Raw genomic sequence first — 22,261 nt, forward strand, 5'->3', positions numbered from 1 at the left:
TATACAGTACAAAAAATTGAAAAAATCACATAGTTTATTAAAACATATAATAACTAAATCATAAACAGTTAATAAATTAATAAGCTTGCTTTTTGTTTTATTGAAATGAAATTATTTCTTGCTATAAGAAATAAAGCTTAATCAGCTGTTAGTCAGTGAAACTTTTTTTTAGCTTATATCTTTGATAAATAGTTTTTTGAGGGTTGAAAAAAACAAAAAAAAGCACGCCTATCCATGTTAATAAAAACAACGCATATGCGTTTGCGATTTTACTTAAAGTGATATACGACACAACAAAAATTATGGTAGTTAAATAAAAGGTAACCGCCGATTTAAATGTAGTAATGCCCTTGTTTATAAGTACGATGTCTTGAGCGATATGAAAAACGACAAATGAAGTGAAGATGGAGTAATTTACAACGCTTAGTGATTTGATAAAGTTTAAACCAATAATGCAAATAGCAAAATTTACTATCAAAGCCACAGTATTAAAAACCATGTCCAGTTTCTCTAGATTTATTGTAATTAACATATTAGCCTGTAACAAAGCCGTAGGGAAAACCAAAATTGTTAAAAACATCTGTTGGGTGTAAACAGCGTTACTTAGGTATTTGGCACCGAATACAAGTGGTATAAGCCGCCCCGAAAAAGAGTAAATAAAGGTGTAGGCTGCAAGACCAAACAAAAGGTAATAAACATGTACCTTTTTGTAGAATGTAAGGAACTCAGTCTTATCGTCCTTGCCATATAATTTCACTAATAATGGAAACACTGATGTAGAAATAACCACCGGAAGTGTTTGAGCTATTGAAAACACTTTAAATGATATTTCATAATTGGCAACATCAAAGGATGTTAACATTTTAGAGATGATAATATTTGCCAACCGCCAATTTATTATTGACACACCGCCGATAATTATAAACGCCCAATTTAAAATAACTAACTTTTTAATATCGGCATAATAAACCTTAAATTTAATTAACGATCTGATATTTAAGGTGCCGGGAGTTCCTAAGGTTAAGAAAAGGTTAAGTGTTAGAAAACGTATTGCTAATATTAGCAGTGATAAAGTAATAATACTAAAAGGATATATAAATAAAACGCATGCTGTGGCAAACTTTAACACTGTTTCAATAGTAAGGATAATAAAAATTTTCTTTTGTTCAAGCATAGCAATATTCAAGCTTTTGATAGCATTGATCAAGTTATCAAATACAACGTTTGAGCCTAGTACTATTATTAGCATTCGAGTTACATGATCATCGTAAATCAAGAACGCAAGCAAGATATTAACCACATAAAAGGCAATGCCAAAATAGGCTTGCATTTTTAAAAACTTACTGGTTAACTCGTCCTTGTTTTCCGCACCAATAAACTCACGGATAAACCATTGACTCAAACCCATTGTTGAAACCGCTGTTACCAACTGGTATAACGCCCAAGCTATTATATACTTCGCAAAAATGTCGGTAGGGTATTTTCTGGCCAGAATTACAAAAAACAAGCTTAAAAAAAGAGTTTGGGAAAATTGCGATAGCACACCCCAACTACTGTTTTTAAATAAAGAGTTTTTAAATAAATTAGAAATGTAATTTATGCTTAAATGGTAGATTTTCATTGAATATGTAAAGTTTTATCCTGCTGCTCAGTCACGGCAATTCACATTACCAGTTAATTTGCAGAGATTTGTTCTATTTTATTTTTGTAGCTGTTAATCATTTTATCATAGGTAAACATTTCTTCATATCGTCCCCTGCTGTTGTTAGCCATACGCAAGTATTCTTCTTCCGGAATATCACATAAACCGTTTAACGTATTTGCCAGACTCGCCCAGTCCTCGTTTAATAAAATTCCATTCACCCCTGGTATTCCAATTTCAGCATTACCGCCTACATCGTTTACCAACAGCGGTTTGCCATGGAGCGCGCCTTCAATAAGTGTTATAGGTAATCCTTCTTGCTTTGAATAAAGCATTAAGTAATCTGCTTGAGCAATAGCCTCATTTGTGTCATCTACAAAGCCCAGAGCTTTGAAATTTTTAGTCTTTTGACATCTTTCCTTTAGCTTTTCAAGATCGGGGCCCATACCTGCAAAATGTATCTCAATTTTAGGATTGAGTTTACCGCTTAATTGTCCAACAATTTCCAATTGCCTTTTTACACCATTTACTCTTGCAGCGTACAATATTATTATACTATCTTTTTTATTATTTGATTTAGCCAGTTTATTAGCAGGCGTGGGTTTTATACCATTATATATCAATTGTATATTTTTCTCCTTTACGCCAAAATAATCAGTCAAATTTTCGGTTACTTTTCCGGAGATAGATACAACATCTTTTGGGAAAAAAGAAAAAGCCTTTAAATTATTGTATACATTATGGTGCACATAAATGAATTTTGTATTCAAAAAGAAAATTCTTTTCAATACCATTAAAATGGTCATCACATTTCTACCATGTACAATTACTATTTTATTATTCAAATCCCATGGATTCTTTAAACGCACATACTCTGACTTTGAAATTTTATATTTCGGGTGAATTTTTTCATAACGAACAAAACCAAGCACTTTGGCATTGTAATTAGCTTTTATACCTTCATGCACATCCACTAGTACTTTTTCCTGACCGCCATACAAATGCAAATCCTTAGCTGTCGAAAGTATTTCTACCGCCATTTTATGATCTTAAAACTTTATTATTACCAACAATTACACTACCTGCCGCTACGTTTTTTGTAACTACCGCATTTGCACCTATAACAACGCCTTCCTCAATTACGATGGGGCCTAATACTGCCGAGTTTATACCAATGATTACATTGTCTTTTACAAAGGGTTGTTTTAATAAAATGCCTTCATAAATACTCTCTTTGTCGTTATTGCCACCCAAAGTTGCTCCTTGATAAATTTTAAACAAGCCCTCGGATTTTACGTACCTACCAATTACTATTCCAATTCCGTGGATAATTACAAAACCACCATTTAATTGTGCGCCTGGGTCTATATCAATAGCATAAACAAACCTGTTAATGCCCCAAAATATTTTTGCAATAGGTAATAGTTTGATTTCGAAAAAAAAATGGCTGATCCTGAAAATAACGTTACAGTAATAGTGAATTTTAAGAATCGGTTTAATTTTACTACCAGCTACGCGGGCATAACCGTTATAGTCATTTTTCAATCCTATAAATAAATTCTTAAAACTATTCATGGTTATTTATAGATTTAAAGAATTTAACATATTCCTCTGCAATGTCCTTTATATTGATTTTTTGGGCTATAAAGCTTTTTAAGCTGCCAACCATCTGATTATAGTTGGATTGATTTAGCTCAATTGCTGCAGCCATCTTTAAGGCGAGGTCTTTGACATTATCATTTTCGAATAAATATCCATTTACAGTGTCCTCAACATATTCCTCAAACCATTCCAGCTTAGTTGCAATAACAGGCACATTATAGTTATAAGCAGTTAACAATACACCACTTTGAGTTACATCCCGATAAGGAAGTACTAAAAAATGGGCATTCGCAAATAACTCAGGCACTTTTTCTTTTTCAACATTGCCTATGTGTAGCGTAAATTGTTCCGGGTAACGTATCATGCCATCATATTCATCCCAGTTGTCGCTCTTGCCGGCTATAACAACATGGAAGTTTTTATGCTCTTCGCCCAGCGAGTTCGCAGCCTCTATTAAAATATCCAAACCTTTGTTGGCTCGTATAATTCCAAAAAACAAAAAAACAGTAGTGTCTTTATTTTTCGGAAGTTTAGACTGGACAACAGCGCCGAAATTTTTGAGATAAAGTGGCGTACAAAAAGACCTTTTCCCTTTAAATTTTCCTTTAAAAATACGCAACTGATTTTCAGAAAATATGTGGAAGTTTAAATACGTTTTCATCAAAAATGTATAATAAAATGTACGTACCATTTTATCTTTCATTTTATGATGTTGCACCACATCATGTATGGCAACAACAAACAATTCTTTTTTTAAATACAATGGCCTTAAAAAATGCATATAGGGCACGCCCAGATAACTATCATAAATAATATCTGCATTTAGCTTTTTAAGGATTTTTAAAAGTTTAAATGTAAACAGGATAGTTTTTGGATTTTTGAGCTTTCCAATTTGTTCCAATATCACGCATTGAATGTTATTTTGCTGGCAAAATGCCTGCATCTCGTCCTTTTTAAACCAACCGTACCCTCTAAGTACCACTACCCAAATGAGATGGAAGTCTTTGTTATTAGTTGCATTTATTTCTTTAACAATGGGCAGATCAACATCAAGCATATCTTCTCCTGTTAAAAAGATTAACTTTTTCATGCTTTAATAGTCGTTTGTAAATGTATAATTAGTACCATATAATAGATATCATATCAAATAATGATGGAATAAATCGCCCTTGTTTTATTGCTCTTCAAAACAACATTTCAAAAAACATGCCTGTGAACAATGGTTTTAGAATTAAAGGTTAAACTATATTTTTTACTGAAAAATGTAAACAATAAGAAGATGGGGAAAATAGAATGTGAAAGCGGCGCCCAATCCGTAAAACCATAAATAACCAAGGTGATAATTAACCCAATTTGGGTAAGTGAAAAAATAACATTGTTGTTTACCGCAATATTTTGTTTGGCCTGGGTTACAGAACTACCCAGAAATACTAACCATAAAATAAAACCAATCACCCCGGTTTCGGTTAGAATAATCATATGAGTGTTGTGTATTGGATTGGTGGTTAAAAACTGATTATGAACCACCTTATATAAATGAATGATGTGATTTACAAACTCGACATGCGTGTTTATACCAACACCAATTATCGGCGACAGCTTAAATATTTCCATCCCCATTACCCAGTGATCAAGCCTTGCTTCATACATCTGGTCGGCATCGGTTTTTAAGAATATTGAACTGAGCGGAGATAAAAAAACGATCCAATACACAACTAGCAACGCTGGCAAAATGCCAAATAACACACTGCGGATGGAGAATAATGGTTTTTTAGAGTTCTTGAAAATAAATAACATCAAAAACAAAACAAACACTAACGTTATATAAGATGTTCTGGAGTATGTTAATATAATGGTTATTACATTAACACCTAAAAAAACGAGACTTAGCCTTTTTTTATAGTTGCCCAAATAACATGCAAAGAAAAACCCCGAGGCGATAGTGGTAAACAACCCCAGGTTAGCCGGAGTAACAAATACGCCTATCGCACCTGCGCGCGTCCCTGTTCTTGTTGCCCATTGCACGCCCTCGGCCTGGAAGACTGTGGTTACAAACGATATGTTTAGCAATGGATACATTATTGCCAATATACATTGCAATCCGCACACAAAAATGAAGCTGGCAAACACCCCTTTTACTACCTGGGCAGGCTCAAGGTATTTGTATATCAGTTTAAAAAAAAGAATGTATGATAAAAAAACAAGTACAAAAGCAAACGTGGCCAAAATCGCGTAATTAAAGGGGTTACATATAGAAATAAGCACTAATAACAGCACCCAATATATCCATCTTTCGTTTTTGTAAAACTGGAACACACCTTTATTCCTATTCTTAATCAATAAAAATATGGACACAATTAGCGGAATGGTTAAAAATATTTTGGTTGTAAAGGAACCGGTGCCATCATGCCGTATATACATTGGTATATACAACGGTATGGCCATTTGGAAAGGGATACATGTAACAACAAAACTCAATAATAAATATTTACCATCTCTTTTTTCAAATAGATACCATACAAAATATACAAGAAATAGTACTATAAAAATTAAAGCTTTTTGGATCATATAATTATTGGAATGTCATGCTATTTGCTAAAAACTTTCTATCAGTGCGATTATTTTATTTGCCTTAAACGAAACTTCTTAACGCCAAAAATGTTTTTAACAATTAAAACAAAAAAATGGTCGTATCTATTTTGGTTTATATTTTCCAGCTAACGTCCCCAAAAACTGAGCTTCCCTCTATTTTTTTTACCACAGTTATAGTAAATGTAAAAGACCATGGTGCAAAAGGCGACTATGTACATGATGATACACAGGCTATTATAAATTCAATAAAATTTGCAAAGGCAAATGGTATAAGTACGGTTTATTTGCCAGCCGGTATTTATGCTATCAAACAGCAAGGGATAAAAGCCGGTGTAATCCCCCTGTTAAATGGAGTTAGTTTGCGCGGAGCCGGCGCGAAGAAATGCCATATCAAGCTATCCGGCAATCGTTACAATCCTAGTTCAATCTTCTATCAGGCTTGGTGGGATGAACCAATAGTAAGCAATATAGTTATACAGGGGATTGATTTTGACGGTAATCAAAGCAAGCAACAGTTTGATCCCTTGTATCAATATTGCCATGCGCTGAGCATTAACAACGGAGAAAATATCGAAATTAAGAATTGCAAATTTCAATCGTTTAGAGGCGACGGTGTGTTATTTGGCGACACGTTTCTGCCAACCCCTGATTTGAGATTAGTGAAAAACGTTAAAGTGCACGACAACATATTTTATGATATCTACCGCGAAGGTGCTATGTTTTGCTGCGTAAATCAGGCCGCATTTTATAATAATTACCTGCATGGCAATGGTTTTTTCGTAGGCGGCGTTGATATTGAAAGACACAGTGTAAACGAAACCGTATTAAATGTGTCTGTATATGGCAATACATTTGATTTTAGCGATGGATTTGGCCCAGCAGAGCGCGGAGGGCCAATAGTTAAGTATCGCAGAGCCATAACAATGGGCTTCTTTTATAAAGGCTATAAAAACAAAATTGCTGATGGTCGGTCTGGTGGCCATCATATCTATAATAACAAAATTTTTCAGGGACAGATAGATTGTTGGGGCCACACAAACATCACCATCAATAACAATACCTTCGAAAATACTTATGAAAATATTGACGGGGTAAATTGGTTAACCCCCAGCGCAATAAATGTGTCGGATCCGGCAGCAACAATTGGTTTAAAAACCGTTATCGTCAGCAATAATGTTATCAAATCTAGAATGAAGGGTAACGGAATTCTTTTTTATAATTATTCGAATATTTCCGCAACGGGCAACCTCATCAACGGCACACTGTTAGATGGTATAAATATATATTTCGCAACTGGGGACTTCAGGTACAATTTAATAAAAAACGTTGGTAGCCCATTAAAAAAAGTTGCTGGAATTGTAATAAACGGTAACAGCCCAGGTTTAATATTGTCAAACAATACTATAATAGACACTAATCCTATTGGCAAGCAAGGGATTAATTATGCCATAGCAATACAAAGCAAAAATGATGGATCACCTGCGCCTAAAATATATGACAACACCGGGGTAAATATCATTAACGATGTTGTTAAAGAATTTGGAGGCCAGTTAGGAGATGTGGATCAACATGGCAACAAAAAAACAAACCGGTAAGATAAATATCTAACCGACTTGCCATCGTTAATCTATAACCTAGTATGCATTCTTTTCTCCTTTAATCACATTTATAACGGTCATAAACAAAATCTTAATGTCTAGAGCGATGGACCAGTTTTCCATATACCAAATGTCATGTTCCACTCTTTTTTCCATTTGATAAGTTTCTTTAGTTTCACCTCTAAATCCGTTCACTTGCGCCCAGCCTGTAATACCTGGTTTTAAAAATTGCCTCACCATGTATTTATCTACAATAGCGCGATATTGTTCGGTATGGCTTAGCATGTGCGGGCGTGGCCCCATCACACTCATATTACCCATTAACACGTTAAAAAATTGTGGTAGTTCGTCAAGACTGGTTCTGCGCATAAAAGCACCGATCTTGGTAATCCTGCTATCGCCGCGACTGGCTTGTTTTTTTTCATCGGGATTATTTGCCTGCATACTTCTAAACTTGAAGCACCAAAACGGTTCATTATCGCGTCCACTTCTTAATTGCTTAAACAGCACCGGGCCCGGAGATTGCATTTTTATTATCATAGCCAGGATTGGGTATAGCCAGCTTAATATAAAAACAATTACGAACGAACTAAAAACAATATCAAAAAGGCGTTTTTTAAACCGATTGCTAATATCTTTTAAAGGTTCTTTACGTAAGCTTATTACCGAAAATTGATCCATGTGCTCTATATCAAACGGAGCTGGGGATAGACTAAAATCTGGAACAAACTTTAAACGCACACAGTATTTGTCGGCCTCGTTTAGTAAATATTGTACATCGCCCATCCTGTCTGGAGTTAAGGAGACAAAAACATCTTTTATGCCTGAGTTTGCAGCAGTTTGTAATTGGAGGGATGCAGTTTGTATCAAATTGCCCCGCTCGTCAACATATGAGCTTTCATCGCCCAAAAAACCCTGAAAATTAAAACTTTTTTGTTTTTGCAAATAAGCCGCTAATTTAATACCACCGGTGTTCATGCCCAAAACAGCTACAGATCTTCGGATATTAAAATTTCGTCTTAATATATCTTCGAAGCCCGTACCAATAAACCGACTCATTAAAAAGCCAAAAATGGTTAAACTATAAAAAGCGGTTATAAAATAGCGTGGAAACTCAACCTGATTAGTAAACGATATATATAATAAGAAAAGAAACGCATGCAGTAGTAAACCTTTATAAGTAGCTCTATAAATAGCCACCAGCTTACACACAACTTCTTCGGTATAGAGTCTAAATATACTGGTAGTTAAAAACCAAATCAAGTTCGCGGTAAGTGTATACTGACGTTGTAAATATGTATCTATGAAAGAATGTTTATGCGTTAAAAAAAAAGCACCAGCTAAACATATGTTAAAAAGAAATAAGTCGCTTAGTGCAAGTATAAAACGAAACAAGTAAAGATAACGAGTTTGCATATAGTAAGTATTAATCATATTACTATTATTAATTCAAACCTTATGCCAACTTATTATCATTTTATTAACCAATGAATAATTTATTATCTTTTTTAATAATTTATTTTAAATAAAGTATTTATTAATAATTTAAAATAAAATTAGCATTCTAAAAGTATATATCTGAGGCTTCAATTTAAATAATGTATTCGATTTACTACATTATTTTTAGACAGAGGTTATAGTAGATCTCTCAATTACTAACTTTGCCTGGTACTGATATATTGTCTACTTGCGAATAATTTAAATCATTGTTAGCCAAAGCTTTATTGGCATTTTTTAATTTGTCAGCCAACATCGCTTTGTTTAACTGATTACAAGTAAAAATTGCAACGCCCATGTCGACTTTGGCTTCATACAACAGCGATAGACTAACAGCGCTGGAATCCCAATAATAGATATCGTTATAAGAGGACGGGCGGTAAGTGAAATTTCCGTATGAAACCAAAAAGTCATATAAAATTTTGTAGGAACTGACCCGCGGAAAAAATAAGTATATATTAATTATTTTGTTTTTATAAGTCCTTATACCTATTAGATCAAGAGAAATATCATTGGATATTTTTAACATGCTTGTATCTCTACATTCAAAATTCAAACAACTATCTACATCCAGATTACTGTTCCCGTCCAAAAAAGCGATCTCTTTGCTATTAATTGATCCTAAATCTGCCCCAAGTCTAATTCCGTTAACTCCATTACTATATTTTAAATATTCTATTGTACCAGGTTGTATCACCTGGCAAATGGTGTAAAAAGGGAGAAATAGTAAAACCATTGTCTCGATAAATTTACGACCTATGGAATTAAAAAAAACAGTCTTCATGACTTTGGTGATTAATGACAAATGGCCGAATTACCTTACATAGCTTATATCATAAGTGTTGTAAGTTGTTACGCCATCGGAATTTGTTGTTGTATAGTTAATTGCGAATTGGAACGAATTTTCAGAGAGGTACTTAATAGCAGCTACAGAGACCGATGCAGATTGTTCGTTATTTGCCGGATAGGTAAGCGTTAACACATTTCCGTTTTTAGTATAATTGAAAGTCGACCTACTTCCTCCCTTCAATTGTTCGCCAGTACCATCATTATTAAATACAATATAATCTGTATGATTAAAATAGGTTGTTACAGCATTTGTTGAAGTTGTGCTTGTGTTAGAATTTTTTTCTGTAGTTGAATTGGTAAGGATGGAACTTACTTTGTACCACTTCCCCGTAATAGTTGACATACCTGGCAGCGCAGTACCATCTAACCTACATGACCCAAGAAATACAATTATCGTAAATAGTATAATATTTTTCATAAAATTAATTTTTACCAATATTTTTAATCCAAACAATATTTATACCAAGCAAAAAGAAACTTTGCTTTTTAGGAAAAATCTAATACAGCGTAGGGCTTGACTAAGCTTGACAACCGAGTTCACAAGAAAAGCGAGTCAATAATGTGTTAAATAAAGAAGTGAGTGTACTGTAAAAAGTACTAATAAAATTTTATACCTAAGGTTTGAGGTACTCTATAGCGAGCTTAATTGAGAATGTCCAAATAATTAGCTGATTAGACACTTATAATTTCCGATCAAACTGTTGCTAACATAATAAACTCCTCCGCGTTTAGTTTGAACAATTTTTATGATGCGCGGGTGCATATTGCCTACTCGTTACTGAACAATGCCTGTAAGTACTCGCCGCCGGACAAGCCGGTAACCATCAATCTGACATCCAACCGAAGGGTGAACAGCTAACGGTGAGTGTGCGGGGATGAAGGCATTGGCATACCCAAAAGCGAACAGCAAAATTGTTTAAACGGTTCTGGCGGGCCAGCTCGGCAAAGTCGCGGAATATTGCGGGTATCGGGCTGGGCTTACACGTTTCCAAAGCGATCATCACCCAGCATGGGGGCAAGATCTGGTTAAAGAGCGAAGCAGGAAAGGCTCCGTATTTTACTTTCACTGCCGGTCAGCCGGATTTAATAAATTTCGTTTTAATTAAAACAGGTCATTTTTTCGTTTGTTAAACAGGTATTAATCTAACGGCTGATGAACAACGAAAATCAACAACCATTGAGCACGCAAGGCAGTGCGAATGACCCAGAAGATCAACTGGGCGGAACTACGAACCTATCGCTGGAACAGTTGAAGGAAGAGGACGGCATCGCCAGTCCAACGGATGACAATCCGGACGGCCTGAACGATCAGGACGGCCTGAACGAGATCCGGGCATCAGACGATCTGGATGAACCGGACACCGAAGACTACCAGCCGGATGAGCAGGAAGGTGATCAGCCGGATGAACCCACCAATCCGGCCGAACTCAACTCCTGATCAATTAGCTTATGACCCTACAAGACCCGCGTACAAAATATCCGCAGCCGCCTTACCCGCGGCAACAGCAGGAAACGCCTGCAAGTTTTCAAACCATGCAGCCAAGGCCTGACCATGGCGAAGAAAGTTATCGAGGCAATGGTAAATTGAGCGGCCGTCGTGCCCTGGTCACCGGCGGTATGCCGGCAGTTTAAGTATTCATCACAAATGATATCAGCTATGCAAGAAGAAAATAAACAACCATCAAGAAACCAGGCGGGGCCAAGCTCGGCACCACCGGAAACACAACCCGGACTTCAGGAAACCATTCAAAGCGGTGACAAGATCGTGGAAGGTGCGCGGAATGACGACCAGTTACAGCGCTTAAAAGAAGCGGCACAGGATCAGCCCCCTATACCTTAACCTCATGGAAAAAGAACTCGAAAATTTTAAGCTGGCGCGTTTTGCGCTGAAAGCGACCTACGAAGACGTCGGCGCTGCCAATATCGACCAGTTAAAACGCCATTTACTGGACGCGATCGGCTCGATGATCCACGCCGGCACCAAACCAGCCATTCAAAAAATGGTGCGGCAATTACAGGTTATGGGCGAAGGCGGTAAATGTAAAGTGCCGAAGATCGAAAGTTTACCTTACGACCGTGCGGCACAGCTTTACACGGCCCTGATCCGTTACCCGGATTTCATGGATAATTTTATGGGCAAGGAAGCGACCTGTCACCCCAGCGATAATATAGGGCCGCTATTGGCAGCATCACAGTTCCGGCCGACTTCCGGCAGGGATTTCCTGACGGCGATGGCGGTAGCGTACCAGATCGAGTGCCGGCTGGTATTGGAAATTCCCGTGATGAAGGAAGGCATTGACCATACCTTATTGCTCGGCTACTCCATGACAGCGGGCATCGCACGATTACTCGGATTGAACGAGGAACAAACCGCGCATGCGTTAGGCGTCACCGGTTCTTCGATCAGCCCGATGGTGACCAGCCGGGCAGCTTATACCTACGAATGGAAAGGCTTTGCCTCTTCGATGGACGCACTGGATTGTATGAACATCGCCTTCCTGGCGCGCGAAGGCATGACAGGCCCGATAGCCATTTTTGAAGGGCCGAAAGGCTTTGACGAGGTCTTCGGTATGAAGCTGGATTATGACTGGGATAACGAAACATTTGAACTCATCGCGAAATGCGTACTCAAAAAGTTTAATGTGGAAGTGCATGCCCAGGCCACGCTGGAAGCGATCGATGAATTGAAGAAAGTGAATGACATCCAAGCAGAAGATATTGAAAGCATAGACCTCACGACTTTCCTAACCGCTTACCATATTATCGGCTCGGGCGCTTACGGCGACCGGCAGATCGTAGAAACCAAGGAACAGGCGGATCATAGTCTCTTTTATGCCGCTGCCGTTTTGTTACTGGACGGCGAGATCTACCCGGCGCAATACGAGCCGGAACGGATCACCAGCCGCGATGTGCAGGATTTGCTGCATAAAGTCAAAGTCAGTACGGGCTTCCCACTCCATGAGCCACTGGTGGTCGCGGGCATACTCGACCCTTATACCCTGGCGTATCCCGATAAAATGAAAACCAAAGTCAGGATCGAACTGAAAAACGGGGAAACGCTGACCCGCGAACAGAATGACTATCATGGCTTTTTTACCCGGCCGTTTAGCTGGAAGGACGTCATTGAGAAATTTAGCCGCTTAGGTTCGGGCGTAATTTCCGCGGAAAGCCAAGAGCAATTGATCGCCGTAGTGAGGAATTTGGAGAACGAACCCGATCTGTCAAAATTAATCGACCTGCTGGCGGCTGTATGAAAAAAGAGGATATCCATTTAGGCGACATAACGTGTATCCTGTTTGGCGAAGCGCCGCCGGTATTTTTACTGGAAGTTTTTATCCGGACGCTGATCGGTTTATGTTTTCCTGCTGTATATCCTGCGCTGGCTGGGCAAGAGGATGAGCGGGCAGCTGACCATTATGGTCTCATCTTCGCCGGTCAAAAAGCCGAGCATTACGAGATCGCCTCGTATGGCGGGATGATCAGCCTGGCCAAAACACTTGGCTATTACGAGATCGCCGAGCCCCTGGTGTTAACCATCGATGAAGAAAAAACCGCTGATGCCTTATTGACCCGGATCGCGGAGAACCACGTGAATTATGAGGCCAGTACCGAAACAGCAGATTAAACAGTAAACATCAGGCAATGGAATGGCATATCGGATGTTCCGGATTTCATTATAAGCACTGGAAAGGAACGTTCTATCCGGATGGCCTGTCGCAGAAAAAGTGGTTTAGTTTTTATGCGCAGCACTTTAATACGCTGGAGCTTAATGTCACCTTTTATCGTTTCCCGCGGCTGCCGGTGCTGCGGAACTGGTATGACCAGGCGCCGGACAGTTTCCGGTTTTCGGTCAAAGCGCCAAAAGCGATCACCCATTTTAAACAATTTCACCATACGGTAGACATGATAGGTGATTTTTACGGCACGATACGCACAGGCCTGGAACAAAAACTGGGGCCGGTATTGTTCCAACTGCCGCCACGTTTGCGTTATGAAGCCGAACGCCTGCAACGCATATTGGATCAACTTGATCCGACATTCGATAACGTGCTGGAGTTTCGCCACCCCAGCTGGTGGCAGCCCGCTGTGTATGCACAATTAGCAGCCAGGCGGATCAGTTTTTGCGGCATGAGCCACCCGGAACTGCCGGATAACGTCATTGTTAATTCGCCGGTTGTTTACTATCGTTTTCATGGTGTACCCGATCTGTACCGCTCCTCCTATAGCCGGGAGGAACTGCAGCGGGTCGTGGACAAGATACGGGAGCAGAACGGCCTGGAGCAAGCCTGGTTTTACTTTAATAATGATGCGGCGGTAGCGGCCATACCAAATGCGGAACTTATGATGCAGCTGGCGCAATGAATTTTTAAACCAAAATTATTTTTTAATTGTTACTTATCAATCTATACATTATGAAAAAATAAACTTATTATTTGTGGCTGCCGCGGCAGCCGGGCTGTTACAGGCCTGATTAGGAAGCAAAGCTATCAGCTGAACCGCTTTATGTTTTATCACGGTTTTATCAGAAAGAAAAAAGGCATCTACGAAGATCGTAAATGCCTGATTATCAGGTGGAGAATATCGGAGTCGAACCGATGACCTCTTGCATGCCATGCAAGCGCTCTAGCCAGCTGAGCTAATCCCCCTTTTTGAGTTTGTAGTGGGTTAGCCGTTTGCAGTACTTATCTATGAATATCACTGCCAACTATAGACTGATAACTGCCGACTAACTTGGGACGGCAAATCTAACAAAAAGATGGCAAGTTGAAAATTTAAGTGATGAAAAACTATTGTACAGCTATAAGTGCGCATCGGTTCGCCTAAAATTACAGCAAAATTACCACTAGTCATGTTTTTCTTATTATTGTTATAACTAGACTAATAACAGTGATCGATGTTCTTAGCAGATAATCAACCTTTAACCCGCGAGGATATTTAGCTTTCCCCACAAAAAATCTGCTTGATCCGATACTACTTTCTTTTTATTCCGTTTAGCTAAAATCCATGCTTAGAAGCTTCGCCCCTCCCAATTTTCGGACTGATCCCTGATCTCATAAAACATTGTCATTTAGGAAAAATATAAAAACAAGTAAGGCCCCTGATGGGCAGGGGCCTTTACTAAACCAATTATAAACCTAAATTATGAGAAGACTATTTTAACATGCGTAGAGTTGTTATCTCGTTTGCATGGTGTAAAGGTAACACTAACATTTTAATTATGCAAATATATTTTTGTAATTTTTTTGTAAAAATGACACAGGCGCCTATTAAATTAGCAATTTATTGAATGAAACGTTATCATTATACTAATATTATACAAATAAACTAATTTTACTTTAACTATTAGGTGTTTTCTTATTAAAATATTTTTTTTAAGCAATTTGAAGTTGAATTTTAAGTGTTTTTTGAAAAATATATCAAAAAATATCATAATTTAATAAAAATCATCTATTTCCAGTAGCTTTTTGAAATGGTTTTACTGAAAAAATTAAAAATATCTCTCAAAAATATTTTGTAACATTTTTTTGACACATATTATAATATTAATAATTCATTTTGCTAGTTGCTTGTAAAATAACAGTGTGCGAAAATATTACCTTTATTAAACATGTATGTTAAAATGCTTTTACATTTTTGTAATCATTTATAACATATATGCCCGCAGCTAATACAAAAAAAGCAACTCCACATTTAAGTACAACAACATTATGGGTAATGACTATTACTACCGGGTTGGTTGTTGCCAATTTATATTACAACCAACCTTTATTGGTCGAAATTAGCCGCACTTTTAATGTAACCAGTGCAAAGGCGGGCCAGGTATCGGTACTTACACAAGTTGGTTATGCCTTGGGTATGTTCTTTTTCATTCCGCTGGCTGATATGTTTAAACGCAAAAAATTAATGCTGATTAATTTTGCTTTTGTGGTGTTGTCATTAATATTGGCCGGCATGGCACCCAGTATTAATATATTATTAGTAGCAAGCTTCCTTATAGGCGCTTCATCCATGATACCGCAATTATTGATACCTATGACTGCGCACTTAGCTAACCCAAGCGAGCGCGGAAAGAAAATAGGCTTTGTAATGAGTGGTTTACTTATTGGCATATTACTGTCCCGGACATTTAGTGGTATTGTTGCCGCGCATTTCGGCTGGCGTAGTATGTTTTATATCGCGGCAGGCTTAATGGTAATAATGTGGGCATTGGTATATCTTTTATTACCCGAAGTTGAACCTGATTATAAAGGAAGCTATAAAAACCTAATGCTATCCATGGTCCATTTAATACGCGATGAGCCGAAGTTGCGCTTAGCCACGCTGCGTGGGGCTTTATGCTTTGCCTGTTTCAGCGCGTTTTGGAGCACACTTACTTTCTTACTAAAACAAAATTTCAATCTGGGCAGTGATGTTGCCGGTCTATTTGGGCTTGTCGGCGCTTTTGGCGCTTTGTCTGCTAGCGCAATGGGCCGATTGAGTGATAAAATGGATCCTTATCATTTATCAACCTTTACTTTGGCGTTGGTAATTATATCATTTATTGTGTTCGCTTTTTCGGGCCATAGTATGGCGGGCCTGATAATAGGCGTGATATTAATGGATATGGGTGTGCAGGCAACGCACATATCAAATCAAGCTATCATATTCGCTATTAATCCGGGCGCACGAAACCGCATTAATACTATCTATATGGTTACTTATTTTATTGGCGGTGCATTGGGAACTTTAATAGCTACCCAGCTTTGGTATGGCTATCAATGGAACGGTGTATGTATATTGGGTATAACAATATCAACACTTGCTATGGGAATACACCTGTTTAACCGCAAAAAAATACAGAATAAAGCTACAGTTGTACAGTCCTGAGTACTTCGTTAAAAATTAGTGTTCTGTTTTTCTATACACTTTTTTAAGTTAAGCATGTTTTTTTTCATCACTTCAATTAGCTTATTTTAAGTGTTTTATACGCTATTGCAAAATAAATCAGACTTATTGATGACTTTTTTTCGCCCTATTTCAAATCTTGGCATTTGTTTGGAATAGTATTTATTAACCATCAGGATATCGATTATGATTATCGACCATAAAAAATCGGAAGAGCCAAAGGAAAAGGAATGGGAAAACCCCTCTGACCCAACAAAGTCTACTGATGAGCGCGACAAGGAACAAATGCTACGTCAGTATAAAGAAGCCAAACGCCGACACGACAATTTAAGTGAAACTGACGATAAGGAAACTAAAAAAGAAAATTAAAATATTAAAACATACATTATGAAAACAATCAATCAGAAACCAGCAGTAAGCAAATTAGTGGTACGCTTTGATAACGAATTAAGAGAGATCATAATGAATGATCTGAAAATGCTAAGAGGTGCAAAATATAATTTTTTAAAAGCGATTAAAAACGAGCAATTATCTGTTGCCTAACTAATTAAAACATTCACTTTAAAAGACATCTACCTATGAAAACTTTACAACAAAAACCGGCAACCAGTGAATTACTTATCCGTTACGACAATGAGTTAAAAAAAATGTTAATGGCAGACCTTAAATCTTTTAAGGAAAGAGGTCAGTTCACCAGCAACAACCAGCCAGCTGCACAACGAGCTGCCTGATCAATATATACATCTACCTATAAAAATCTACTTACCTATGAAAACGATAAAGCCCCGCAATTTGCGAGGCTCTATTTTTTTGTAGCATATTTTACAATCAGTTTCGCAGTTTTTGCTGATGCTCCGGGCGAGCCCATTTTTTGATCAAGCTCATCATAGTTAGCCAGCATAGCTCGGCGATACTCTTCGTTATTAATGATCAAGTCTAATTTGGCACCAATAGTAACCGGTGTATAATCGCCCTGGATCAATTCGTTTACTATACCCCGGTTAACTATTAAATTAACCAACGATATAAATTTTATTTTAATCACCATACGCGCAATACCTATAGATATAGGATTGCCTTTATAAACCACTATTTGTGGTACATTAAATAAAGCAGCCTCTAAAGTAGCAGTGCCTGACGCGACTACAGCAGCATGGGCGTTGCTCAAAATATCATAAGTACTGTTAAACAAAACGGGAATCGGCCTGCCGTTTAAATACTGGCTATAATAATCAGTATTAAATGATGGCGCGCCTGCTATTACAAATTGATAATCGGGATATTGATTAGCAACGGCAATCATATCCGGCAGTAAATAATTAATTTCCTGCTTGCGGCTACCGGGTAACAGAGCGATTATCTTTTTACCGGTGAGATTGTTTTTTTGCAGGAAATCAGCATCAGGTTTAAAAGCCGCTACAGCATCTAATAACGGGTTGCCAACATAATCAACCTTCATACCCCAGTCTTTATAAAAATCAACCTCGAACGGTAGGATGCAGAATAAATGATCAACAATCTTCTTGATTTTCAGCACCCGTTTTTGGTTCCAGGCCCAAACTTTTGGGGAGATATAATAATTAACCGGCAGGTTGTTTTCTTTAGCGAAGGCCGCGATCTTTAAATTAAAGCCCGGGAAATCTATCAGTATTAAAACATCGGGATGATAGCTAGCAATATCAAGCTTGCAAAAGGCAAGGTTCTTTAATATGGTGCGCAGGTTTGCGGCTACCTCAAAAAAGCCCATAAAGGCCATGTCAGCAAAATGTTTTACTAAGGTACCGCCTTCGGCTTTCATCAGGTCGCCGCCAAAAAAGCGAAATTCAGCTTCGGGGTCTACCTTTTTTAGCTCTTTCATTAAACTAGCCCCGTGCAGATCGCCCGAAGCCTCGCCGGCTACCAGGTAATATTTCATTTGAAAATAATAAGTGAATGAGTGAATGAGTGAATGAGTGATTTCGATTCACTTATTTGTAAAAGAATTTTCATGACAGCTTCATTCATGGTTTTGATACAGTTAAGCGTTAAACTTCCAGCTATTTAATACGGGGATGGCATGATGCGCTGTCATATCAAACTGGATAGGCACTACCGATACATAATTATTGTCTAAAGCCCATGAGTCCGTATCCTCACCCCGATCATTAAGTTGAAAAACTCCGCTTAGCCAATAATAAGGGCGTTTGTATGGATCAATTCTTTCGTCAAACTCCTCGGCCCATTTCGCGTTTGCCTGGCGGCAAATTTTTATACCTTTTATATGTGCCCCTGCAGGAAAGTTTACATTTAATAAAGTTGCAGTAGGCAATCCGTTTTGTAGAACCTGCAGAGCAATTTCTTTAACATATCTTATACAGTGACTAAAATCAGCACCCAATGTATAATCATCTAAAGAAAAACCAATGGACGGGATACTCTCAATAGCCCCCTCAACCGCCGCCGACATAGTACCCGAGTACAGCACATTGATACCATTATTTAACCCGTGGTTGATACCCGATACACAAAGGTCAGGTTTTTTACCTTTAAATATTTTAGTGACGGCCAACTTCACACAATCAACTGGGGTTCCCGAGCAACTGTACATTTCAATGCCCTCGTAAATGTCAACTTTGTCTAACCGCAGTGGTTTACCTATAGTTATAGCGTGGCCCATGCCAGATTGCGGGCTATCGGGCGCTACAACAACCACGCGGCCTATATCTTTCATGGCGTGCATTAGCACTTTTATACCAGGCGCGGTTATGCCGTCATCGTTTACTACTAGTATGTTGGGTTTCATTAGGGCGAAATTACTGTTTATATATTTCGATAAGAATTAAGACAGATGCTTTAATTTCTTATAAACCTGTTCAATTGCCTTGTAATATCTAGAATTAATAATTTCTACGGCTTTTTGGGCTATAGCCTCGTCATAAGTATAAGCTATTTCACCCCGTTTTTCAAGCATATGAATCCATATGATATCATTATCAATAATTTGATTTTGAAAAGCTTCTTTTATTATTTCTTTGGGATAAATAATAGTCAGTCCTTGTTCTTGGAGTAAGTCTTTAATTGTTTTTAAAGCCAGTAGAAAGGTAGATTCTAACGATCTTACTAAGCCACTAGCTTCAAGTAAGGTGTAAGTTTGTATTTCTACCGCAGCCGTAAAAAACAAAAAAGCTTTTTCAAAACTTTGAAATTGTTTTTTCCAGTGTACATCTTTGTTTTCCATTATCGAAAATACATTTCATTTTACCCTTGTCCAATCAACTTTTTTGTCAAGCTTTACTTTTTTATCTTGCCATTTACCTTTAACTAATTCACCCGAACTAATACAATACAATCCTTTTTCTTTGATGATATATTGCTGCCTAAAGTAGTATGCCTTTCCACCGTCTTCGGAATGAGAATCATCTTTCTCAGTTATAAATAAGGTGTCTTTTATTATTTTATAAGTACAATTTAATGTGTAATTGAGTTCACAATCATATGAAAATGCTTTACCGTTTTCCTTTAATTTCAAAGTATTTACGCATCCTTTTGCGATTTTACGATTCCATTGAGAATTAATCCACTTGCTATTAACCTGTAGTACAATTAAAGTTAAAAGCATCAAACAAAATTTCATCATAATCTAAACCTACAACGCTCCCGCCTTTATCTCCTCAACTACACCCGGGTCAAGTAGCGTAGAAGTATCGCCTAAGTTCGAAGTATCACCCTCGGCTATCTTTCTTAATATACGGCGCATGATCTTGCCCGAACGTGTTTTAGGCAAACCGGTTACAAACTGAATTTTATCGGGCCTGGCAATAGCGCCTATAATACGGGTAACTGTCATCATGATATCCTTGCGGGTTAACTCATCATCGCCATGCTTATTAGGGCATACTACAAATGCGTAAACGCCCTGTCCTTTAATATCATGCGGATAACCTACTACGGCCGATTCAACTACACTGCTATGCATATTTATAGCATTTTCCACCTCGGCAGTACCTATGCGGTGGCCAGATACATTAAGCACATCATCAACACGGCCGGTTATACGGTAATAACCATCTTCATCTCGCATGCATCCATCGCCGGTAAAGTACATATCCGGGTAAGTTGCAAAATAAGTGGTGCGGCAACGCTCATGGTCGCCATAAGTAGTACGCAGCATGCCCGGCCATGGGAACTTGATACATAAGTTACCGTTTACACCATTACCGTCAATTACTTTACCATATTCATCCATTAATACCGGTTGTACACCCGGTAACGGCAAGGTAGCATAGCCGGGTTTTAAGGGGGTGATACCCGCAATCGGGCTTATCATGTGCCCACCGTTTTCGGTTTGCCACCAGGTATCAACGATAGGACAGTTGCCGTGGCCTATCTTTTCATCAAACCAGTGCCAGGCTTCTTCATTAATAGGCTCCCCTACTGATCCTAATTTAGTAAGCGAGCTCAGATCCTTGCCTTTAACCAAGTCATCTCCAAAACTCATTAATGAGCGTATAGCTGTTGGCGCTGTATATAATATGTTTACTTTAAATTTTTCTACTATCTCCCATAAACGGCCCGGACTTGGGTAAGTTGGTATCCCCTCGAACATTAGTGAGGTTGCTCCCTGCGATAGCGGCCCGTATACAATATAAGAGTGACCGGTTATCCAGCCAATGTCTGCGGTGCAGAAATAAATTTCGTTAGGCTGATATTGAAACGTAGTATCAAAAGTAAAACCAGTATAAACCATATAACCGCCGCAAGTATGCACCACACCTTTTGGTTTACCTGTCGAGCCTGATGTATATAAGATAAACAACATATCCTCCGCATCCATTTCTTCGGCAGAGCAATTTAGATTACCTTGTGTTTCTACTTTTTTAACTTCGTCTTCCCACCAAACATCACGGCCTTTTATCATGGCAACTGGTGTGCGGGTACGGGTGAGCACAATAACTTTCTGTACGGTTGGGCAAGTTACCAGCGCATCGTCAATAATTGATTTTAGCGGCACTTCTTTATTACCCCTAAAACTACCGTCAGATGTTATAACAATATTACAGGTTGCATCCTGTATTCGATCTGCTATAGAATTTGCAGAAAATCCTCCAAAAACAACCGAGTGAATAGCACCAATACGAGCACAAGCTAAAATAGCAATAGCCAGCTCGGGCACCATGGGCATATATATACAAATACGATCGCCCTTTTTTGCACCGTTGTTTTTAAGCACGTTGGCAAACTGGCAAACCTTGTCGTGTAGTTGCCGGTAGGTTAATATGCGATGATCTTCTTTAGGATCGTTAGGCTCCCAAATAATAGCGGGCTTATCGCCAATAGTATCCAGGTGACGGTCTAAACAATTTTCGGTGATATTTAGTGTAGCACCCTGGAACCACTTAATTTTTGGTTCTTTAAAGTTCCATTCTAAAACCCTGTCCCACTTTTTTTTCCATAAAAAACTATCGGCTATACCGGCCCAAAATTCTTCTGGTTGATCTATACTGTATTTATAAACTTCTTTGTAATGGTCGAATGAGGTAATTTTCATTGCTTTTAAGTATAAAGTTGGCTTATTAGATGGTTTTTAGCGGATACGCAAATTACAATTTTCCCTATA

25 protein-coding genes and 1 tRNA gene are annotated in these 22,261 nt (G+C 38.2%); 12 read left to right on the forward strand and 14 right to left on the reverse strand.

Translation table 11 applies throughout. The annotated features are described in order from the left end of the window. Positions 1 to 148 precede the first annotated feature (148 nt). The 5 genes from JWQ34_RS13525 to JWQ34_RS13545 all read right to left on the reverse strand — a co-directional run bounded on the left by JWQ34_RS13525 (position 149) and on the right by JWQ34_RS13545 (position 5,665). On the reverse strand, positions 149 to 1,621 hold the full coding sequence (locus tag JWQ34_RS13525; protein ID WP_299357839.1) for an oligosaccharide flippase family protein: 1,473 nt from the start codon (positions 1,619 to 1,621) through the stop codon (positions 149 to 151). A 53-nt stretch (positions 1,622 to 1,674) separates the two neighbouring features. Continuing rightward, complete coding sequence (locus tag JWQ34_RS13530; RefSeq protein ID WP_299357840.1) at positions 1,675 to 2,682, reverse strand: glycosyltransferase family 4 protein; 1,008 nt, start codon at positions 2,680 to 2,682, stop codon at positions 1,675 to 1,677. Position 2,683: 1 nt separating this feature from the next. After that, positions 2,684 to 3,217: a hypothetical protein gene (locus JWQ34_RS13535; RefSeq protein ID WP_299357841.1), complete on the reverse strand. Its 534-nt coding sequence runs from the start codon at positions 3,215 to 3,217 to the stop codon at positions 2,684 to 2,686. Continuing rightward, on the reverse strand, positions 3,210 to 4,334 hold the full coding sequence (locus JWQ34_RS13540) for a glycosyltransferase family 4 protein (protein WP_299357842.1): 1,125 nt from the start codon (positions 4,332 to 4,334) through the stop codon (positions 3,210 to 3,212). Before JWQ34_RS13540 ends, JWQ34_RS13535 begins: the two co-directional genes overlap by 8 nt. Before the next feature lie 107 nt (positions 4,335 to 4,441). Continuing rightward, entirely contained in the window at positions 4,442 to 5,665 is a 1,224-nt protein-coding gene (locus JWQ34_RS13545) for an O-antigen ligase family protein (protein ID WP_299357843.1), read from the reverse strand. A gap of 263 nt (positions 5,666 to 5,928) precedes the next feature. Here JWQ34_RS13545 and JWQ34_RS13550 point away from each other — a divergent pair, with 263 nt between their 5' ends. Continuing rightward, positions 5,929 to 7,431, forward strand: coding sequence for a right-handed parallel beta-helix repeat-containing protein (locus JWQ34_RS13550; protein ID WP_299357845.1), 1,503 nt, complete (start codon positions 5,929 to 5,931; stop codon positions 7,429 to 7,431). Between the two features lie 39 nt (positions 7,432 to 7,470). On the opposite strand, the gene JWQ34_RS13555 is transcribed toward JWQ34_RS13550, so the two are convergent. The 3 genes from JWQ34_RS13555 to JWQ34_RS13565 all read right to left on the reverse strand — a co-directional run bounded on the left by JWQ34_RS13555 (position 7,471) and on the right by JWQ34_RS13565 (position 10,123). Continuing rightward, positions 7,471 to 8,868, reverse strand: a complete 1,398-nt coding sequence (locus JWQ34_RS13555; protein WP_367278619.1) for an undecaprenyl-phosphate glucose phosphotransferase — start codon at positions 8,866 to 8,868, stop codon at positions 7,471 to 7,473. A gap of 214 nt (positions 8,869 to 9,082) precedes the next feature. After that, positions 9,083 to 9,715, reverse strand: coding sequence for a hypothetical protein (locus tag JWQ34_RS13560; protein ID WP_299357847.1), 633 nt, complete (start codon positions 9,713 to 9,715; stop codon positions 9,083 to 9,085). Between the two features lie 30 nt (positions 9,716 to 9,745). After that, complete coding sequence (locus JWQ34_RS13565; RefSeq protein ID WP_299357850.1) at positions 9,746 to 10,123, reverse strand: hypothetical protein; 378 nt, start codon at positions 10,121 to 10,123, stop codon at positions 9,746 to 9,748. 569 nt (positions 10,124 to 10,692) lie between these two features. Between JWQ34_RS13565 and JWQ34_RS19160 the strand changes: the two genes are divergently transcribed. The 7 genes from JWQ34_RS19160 to JWQ34_RS13595 are packed head-to-tail and all read left to right on the forward strand — an operon-like array spanning position 10,693 to position 14,142. Then, entirely contained in the window at positions 10,693 to 10,911 is a 219-nt protein-coding gene (locus tag JWQ34_RS19160; RefSeq protein WP_367278620.1) for an ATP-binding protein, read from the forward strand. Positions 10,912 to 10,933: 22 nt separating this feature from the next. After that, positions 10,934 to 11,218 carry a hypothetical protein gene (locus JWQ34_RS13570; RefSeq protein WP_299357853.1) on the forward strand — a complete coding sequence of 95 codons (285 nt, stop codon included), beginning with the start codon at positions 10,934 to 10,936 and terminating at the stop codon, positions 11,216 to 11,218. A gap of 11 nt (positions 11,219 to 11,229) precedes the next feature. Further along, on the forward strand, positions 11,230 to 11,412 hold the full coding sequence (locus JWQ34_RS13575; RefSeq protein ID WP_299357856.1) for a hypothetical protein: 183 nt from the start codon (positions 11,230 to 11,232) through the stop codon (positions 11,410 to 11,412). Between the two features lie 25 nt (positions 11,413 to 11,437). Continuing rightward, positions 11,438 to 11,620: a hypothetical protein gene (locus tag JWQ34_RS13580; RefSeq protein ID WP_299357858.1), complete on the forward strand. Its 183-nt coding sequence runs from the start codon at positions 11,438 to 11,440 to the stop codon at positions 11,618 to 11,620. Between the two features lie 4 nt (positions 11,621 to 11,624). Beyond that, a complete protein-coding gene (locus JWQ34_RS13585; protein ID WP_299357861.1) occupies positions 11,625 to 13,034 on the forward strand; it encodes an MmgE/PrpD family protein in 1,410 nt (469 codons plus the stop codon). Beyond that, positions 13,031 to 13,405, forward strand: a complete 375-nt coding sequence (locus JWQ34_RS13590; RefSeq protein ID WP_299357864.1) for a DUF892 family protein — start codon at positions 13,031 to 13,033, stop codon at positions 13,403 to 13,405. Before JWQ34_RS13585 ends, JWQ34_RS13590 begins: the two co-directional genes overlap by 4 nt. 17 nt (positions 13,406 to 13,422) lie before the next feature. After that, positions 13,423 to 14,142 carry a DUF72 domain-containing protein gene (locus tag JWQ34_RS13595; protein WP_299357867.1) on the forward strand — a complete coding sequence of 240 codons (720 nt, stop codon included), beginning with the start codon at positions 13,423 to 13,425 and terminating at the stop codon, positions 14,140 to 14,142. 210 nt (positions 14,143 to 14,352) lie between these two features. On the opposite strand, the gene JWQ34_RS13600 is transcribed toward JWQ34_RS13595, so the two are convergent. Continuing rightward, positions 14,353 to 14,426: transfer RNA gene (locus JWQ34_RS13600), tRNA-Ala, on the reverse strand. 1,009 nt (positions 14,427 to 15,435) lie between these two features. Between JWQ34_RS13600 and JWQ34_RS13605 the strand changes: the two genes are divergently transcribed. From JWQ34_RS13605 to JWQ34_RS13620, 4 genes are all read left to right on the forward strand, one after another. Beyond that, entirely contained in the window at positions 15,436 to 16,647 is a 1,212-nt protein-coding gene (locus JWQ34_RS13605; protein WP_299357869.1) for an MFS transporter, read from the forward strand. 204 nt (positions 16,648 to 16,851) lie between these two features. Then, on the forward strand, positions 16,852 to 17,034 hold the full coding sequence (locus JWQ34_RS13610; protein WP_299357872.1) for a hypothetical protein: 183 nt from the start codon (positions 16,852 to 16,854) through the stop codon (positions 17,032 to 17,034). A gap of 18 nt (positions 17,035 to 17,052) precedes the next feature. Beyond that, positions 17,053 to 17,208, forward strand: coding sequence for a hypothetical protein (locus tag JWQ34_RS13615; RefSeq protein WP_299357875.1), 156 nt, complete (start codon positions 17,053 to 17,055; stop codon positions 17,206 to 17,208). A 35-nt stretch (positions 17,209 to 17,243) separates the two neighbouring features. Then, positions 17,244 to 17,396, forward strand: a complete 153-nt coding sequence (locus JWQ34_RS13620; RefSeq protein ID WP_299357878.1) for a hypothetical protein — start codon at positions 17,244 to 17,246, stop codon at positions 17,394 to 17,396. Positions 17,397 to 17,467: 71 nt separating this feature from the next. On the opposite strand, the gene lpxB is transcribed toward JWQ34_RS13620, so the two are convergent. From lpxB to acs, 5 genes are all read right to left on the reverse strand, one after another. Beyond that, the gene (gene lpxB, locus JWQ34_RS13625) at positions 17,468 to 18,580 is read right to left on the reverse strand and encodes a lipid-A-disaccharide synthase (protein ID WP_299357881.1); all 1,113 of its coding nucleotides are present in this window, start codon (positions 18,578 to 18,580) and stop codon (positions 17,468 to 17,470) included. A 102-nt stretch (positions 18,581 to 18,682) separates the two neighbouring features. After that, the gene (gene surE, locus JWQ34_RS13630) at positions 18,683 to 19,447 is read right to left on the reverse strand and encodes a 5'/3'-nucleotidase SurE (RefSeq protein WP_299357883.1); all 765 of its coding nucleotides are present in this window, start codon (positions 19,445 to 19,447) and stop codon (positions 18,683 to 18,685) included. 36 nt (positions 19,448 to 19,483) lie between these two features. Continuing rightward, positions 19,484 to 19,882 (reverse strand): HI0074 family nucleotidyltransferase substrate-binding subunit, encoded by a 399-nt coding sequence (locus JWQ34_RS13635; RefSeq protein ID WP_299357886.1) that lies wholly within the window; start codon positions 19,880 to 19,882, stop codon positions 19,484 to 19,486. Positions 19,883 to 19,897: 15 nt separating this feature from the next. Then, entirely contained in the window at positions 19,898 to 20,281 is a 384-nt protein-coding gene (locus tag JWQ34_RS13640) for a hypothetical protein (RefSeq protein WP_299357888.1), read from the reverse strand. Positions 20,282 to 20,290: 9 nt separating this feature from the next. Beyond that, entirely contained in the window at positions 20,291 to 22,192 is a 1,902-nt protein-coding gene (gene acs / locus JWQ34_RS13645; RefSeq protein ID WP_299357890.1) for an acetate--CoA ligase, read from the reverse strand. Positions 22,193 to 22,261: the final 69 nt, after the last annotated feature.

It is taken from the genome of Mucilaginibacter sp., from assembly GCF_028288185.1.
GTDB lineage: Bacteria > Bacteroidota > Bacteroidia > Sphingobacteriales > Sphingobacteriaceae > Mucilaginibacter.

Excerpts from the sequence above, each read along its gene's own strand:
- JWQ34_RS13525 (WP_299357839.1), bottom strand. The coding sequence starts at position 1,621 with ATGAAAATCTACCATTTAAGCATAAATTACATTTCTAATTTATTTAAA.
- JWQ34_RS13530 (WP_299357840.1), bottom strand. The coding sequence starts at position 2,682 with ATGGCGGTAGAAATACTTTCGACAGCTAAGGATTTGCATTTGTATGGC.
- JWQ34_RS13535 (WP_299357841.1), bottom strand. The coding sequence starts at position 3,217 with ATGAATAGTTTTAAGAATTTATTTATAGGATTGAAAAATGACTATAAC.
- JWQ34_RS13540 (WP_299357842.1), bottom strand. The coding sequence starts at position 4,334 with ATGAAAAAGTTAATCTTTTTAACAGGAGAAGATATGCTTGATGTTGAT.
- JWQ34_RS13545 (WP_299357843.1), bottom strand. The coding sequence starts at position 5,665 with ATGTATATACGGCATGATGGCACCGGTTCCTTTACAACCAAAATATTT.
- JWQ34_RS13550 (WP_299357845.1), top strand. The coding sequence starts at position 5,929 with ATGGTCGTATCTATTTTGGTTTATATTTTCCAGCTAACGTCCCCAAAA.
- JWQ34_RS13555 (WP_367278619.1), bottom strand. The coding sequence starts at position 8,868 with ATGATTAATACTTACTATATGCAAACTCGTTATCTTTACTTGTTTCGT.
- JWQ34_RS13560 (WP_299357847.1), bottom strand. The coding sequence starts at position 9,715 with ATGAAGACTGTTTTTTTTAATTCCATAGGTCGTAAATTTATCGAGACA.
- JWQ34_RS13565 (WP_299357850.1), bottom strand. The coding sequence starts at position 10,123 with ATGTCAACTATTACGGGGAAGTGGTACAAAGTAAGTTCCATCCTTACC.
- JWQ34_RS13570 (WP_299357853.1), top strand. The coding sequence starts at position 10,934 with ATGAACAACGAAAATCAACAACCATTGAGCACGCAAGGCAGTGCGAAT.
- JWQ34_RS13575 (WP_299357856.1), top strand. The coding sequence starts at position 11,230 with ATGACCCTACAAGACCCGCGTACAAAATATCCGCAGCCGCCTTACCCG.
- JWQ34_RS13580 (WP_299357858.1), top strand. The coding sequence starts at position 11,438 with ATGCAAGAAGAAAATAAACAACCATCAAGAAACCAGGCGGGGCCAAGC.
- JWQ34_RS13585 (WP_299357861.1), top strand. The coding sequence starts at position 11,625 with ATGGAAAAAGAACTCGAAAATTTTAAGCTGGCGCGTTTTGCGCTGAAA.
- JWQ34_RS13590 (WP_299357864.1), top strand. The coding sequence starts at position 13,031 with ATGAAAAAAGAGGATATCCATTTAGGCGACATAACGTGTATCCTGTTT.
- JWQ34_RS13595 (WP_299357867.1), top strand. The coding sequence starts at position 13,423 with ATGGAATGGCATATCGGATGTTCCGGATTTCATTATAAGCACTGGAAA.
- JWQ34_RS13605 (WP_299357869.1), top strand. The coding sequence starts at position 15,436 with ATGCCCGCAGCTAATACAAAAAAAGCAACTCCACATTTAAGTACAACA.
- JWQ34_RS13610 (WP_299357872.1), top strand. The coding sequence starts at position 16,852 with ATGATTATCGACCATAAAAAATCGGAAGAGCCAAAGGAAAAGGAATGG.
- JWQ34_RS13615 (WP_299357875.1), top strand. The coding sequence starts at position 17,053 with ATGAAAACAATCAATCAGAAACCAGCAGTAAGCAAATTAGTGGTACGC.
- JWQ34_RS13620 (WP_299357878.1), top strand. The coding sequence starts at position 17,244 with ATGAAAACTTTACAACAAAAACCGGCAACCAGTGAATTACTTATCCGT.
- lpxB (WP_299357881.1), bottom strand. The coding sequence starts at position 18,580 with ATGAAATATTACCTGGTAGCCGGCGAGGCTTCGGGCGATCTGCACGGG.
- surE (WP_299357883.1), bottom strand. The coding sequence starts at position 19,447 with ATGAAACCCAACATACTAGTAGTAAACGATGACGGCATAACCGCGCCT.
- JWQ34_RS13635 (WP_299357886.1), bottom strand. The coding sequence starts at position 19,882 with ATGGAAAACAAAGATGTACACTGGAAAAAACAATTTCAAAGTTTTGAA.
- JWQ34_RS13640 (WP_299357888.1), bottom strand. The coding sequence starts at position 20,281 with ATGATGAAATTTTGTTTGATGCTTTTAACTTTAATTGTACTACAGGTT.
- acs (WP_299357890.1), bottom strand. The coding sequence starts at position 22,192 with ATGAAAATTACCTCATTCGACCATTACAAAGAAGTTTATAAATACAGT.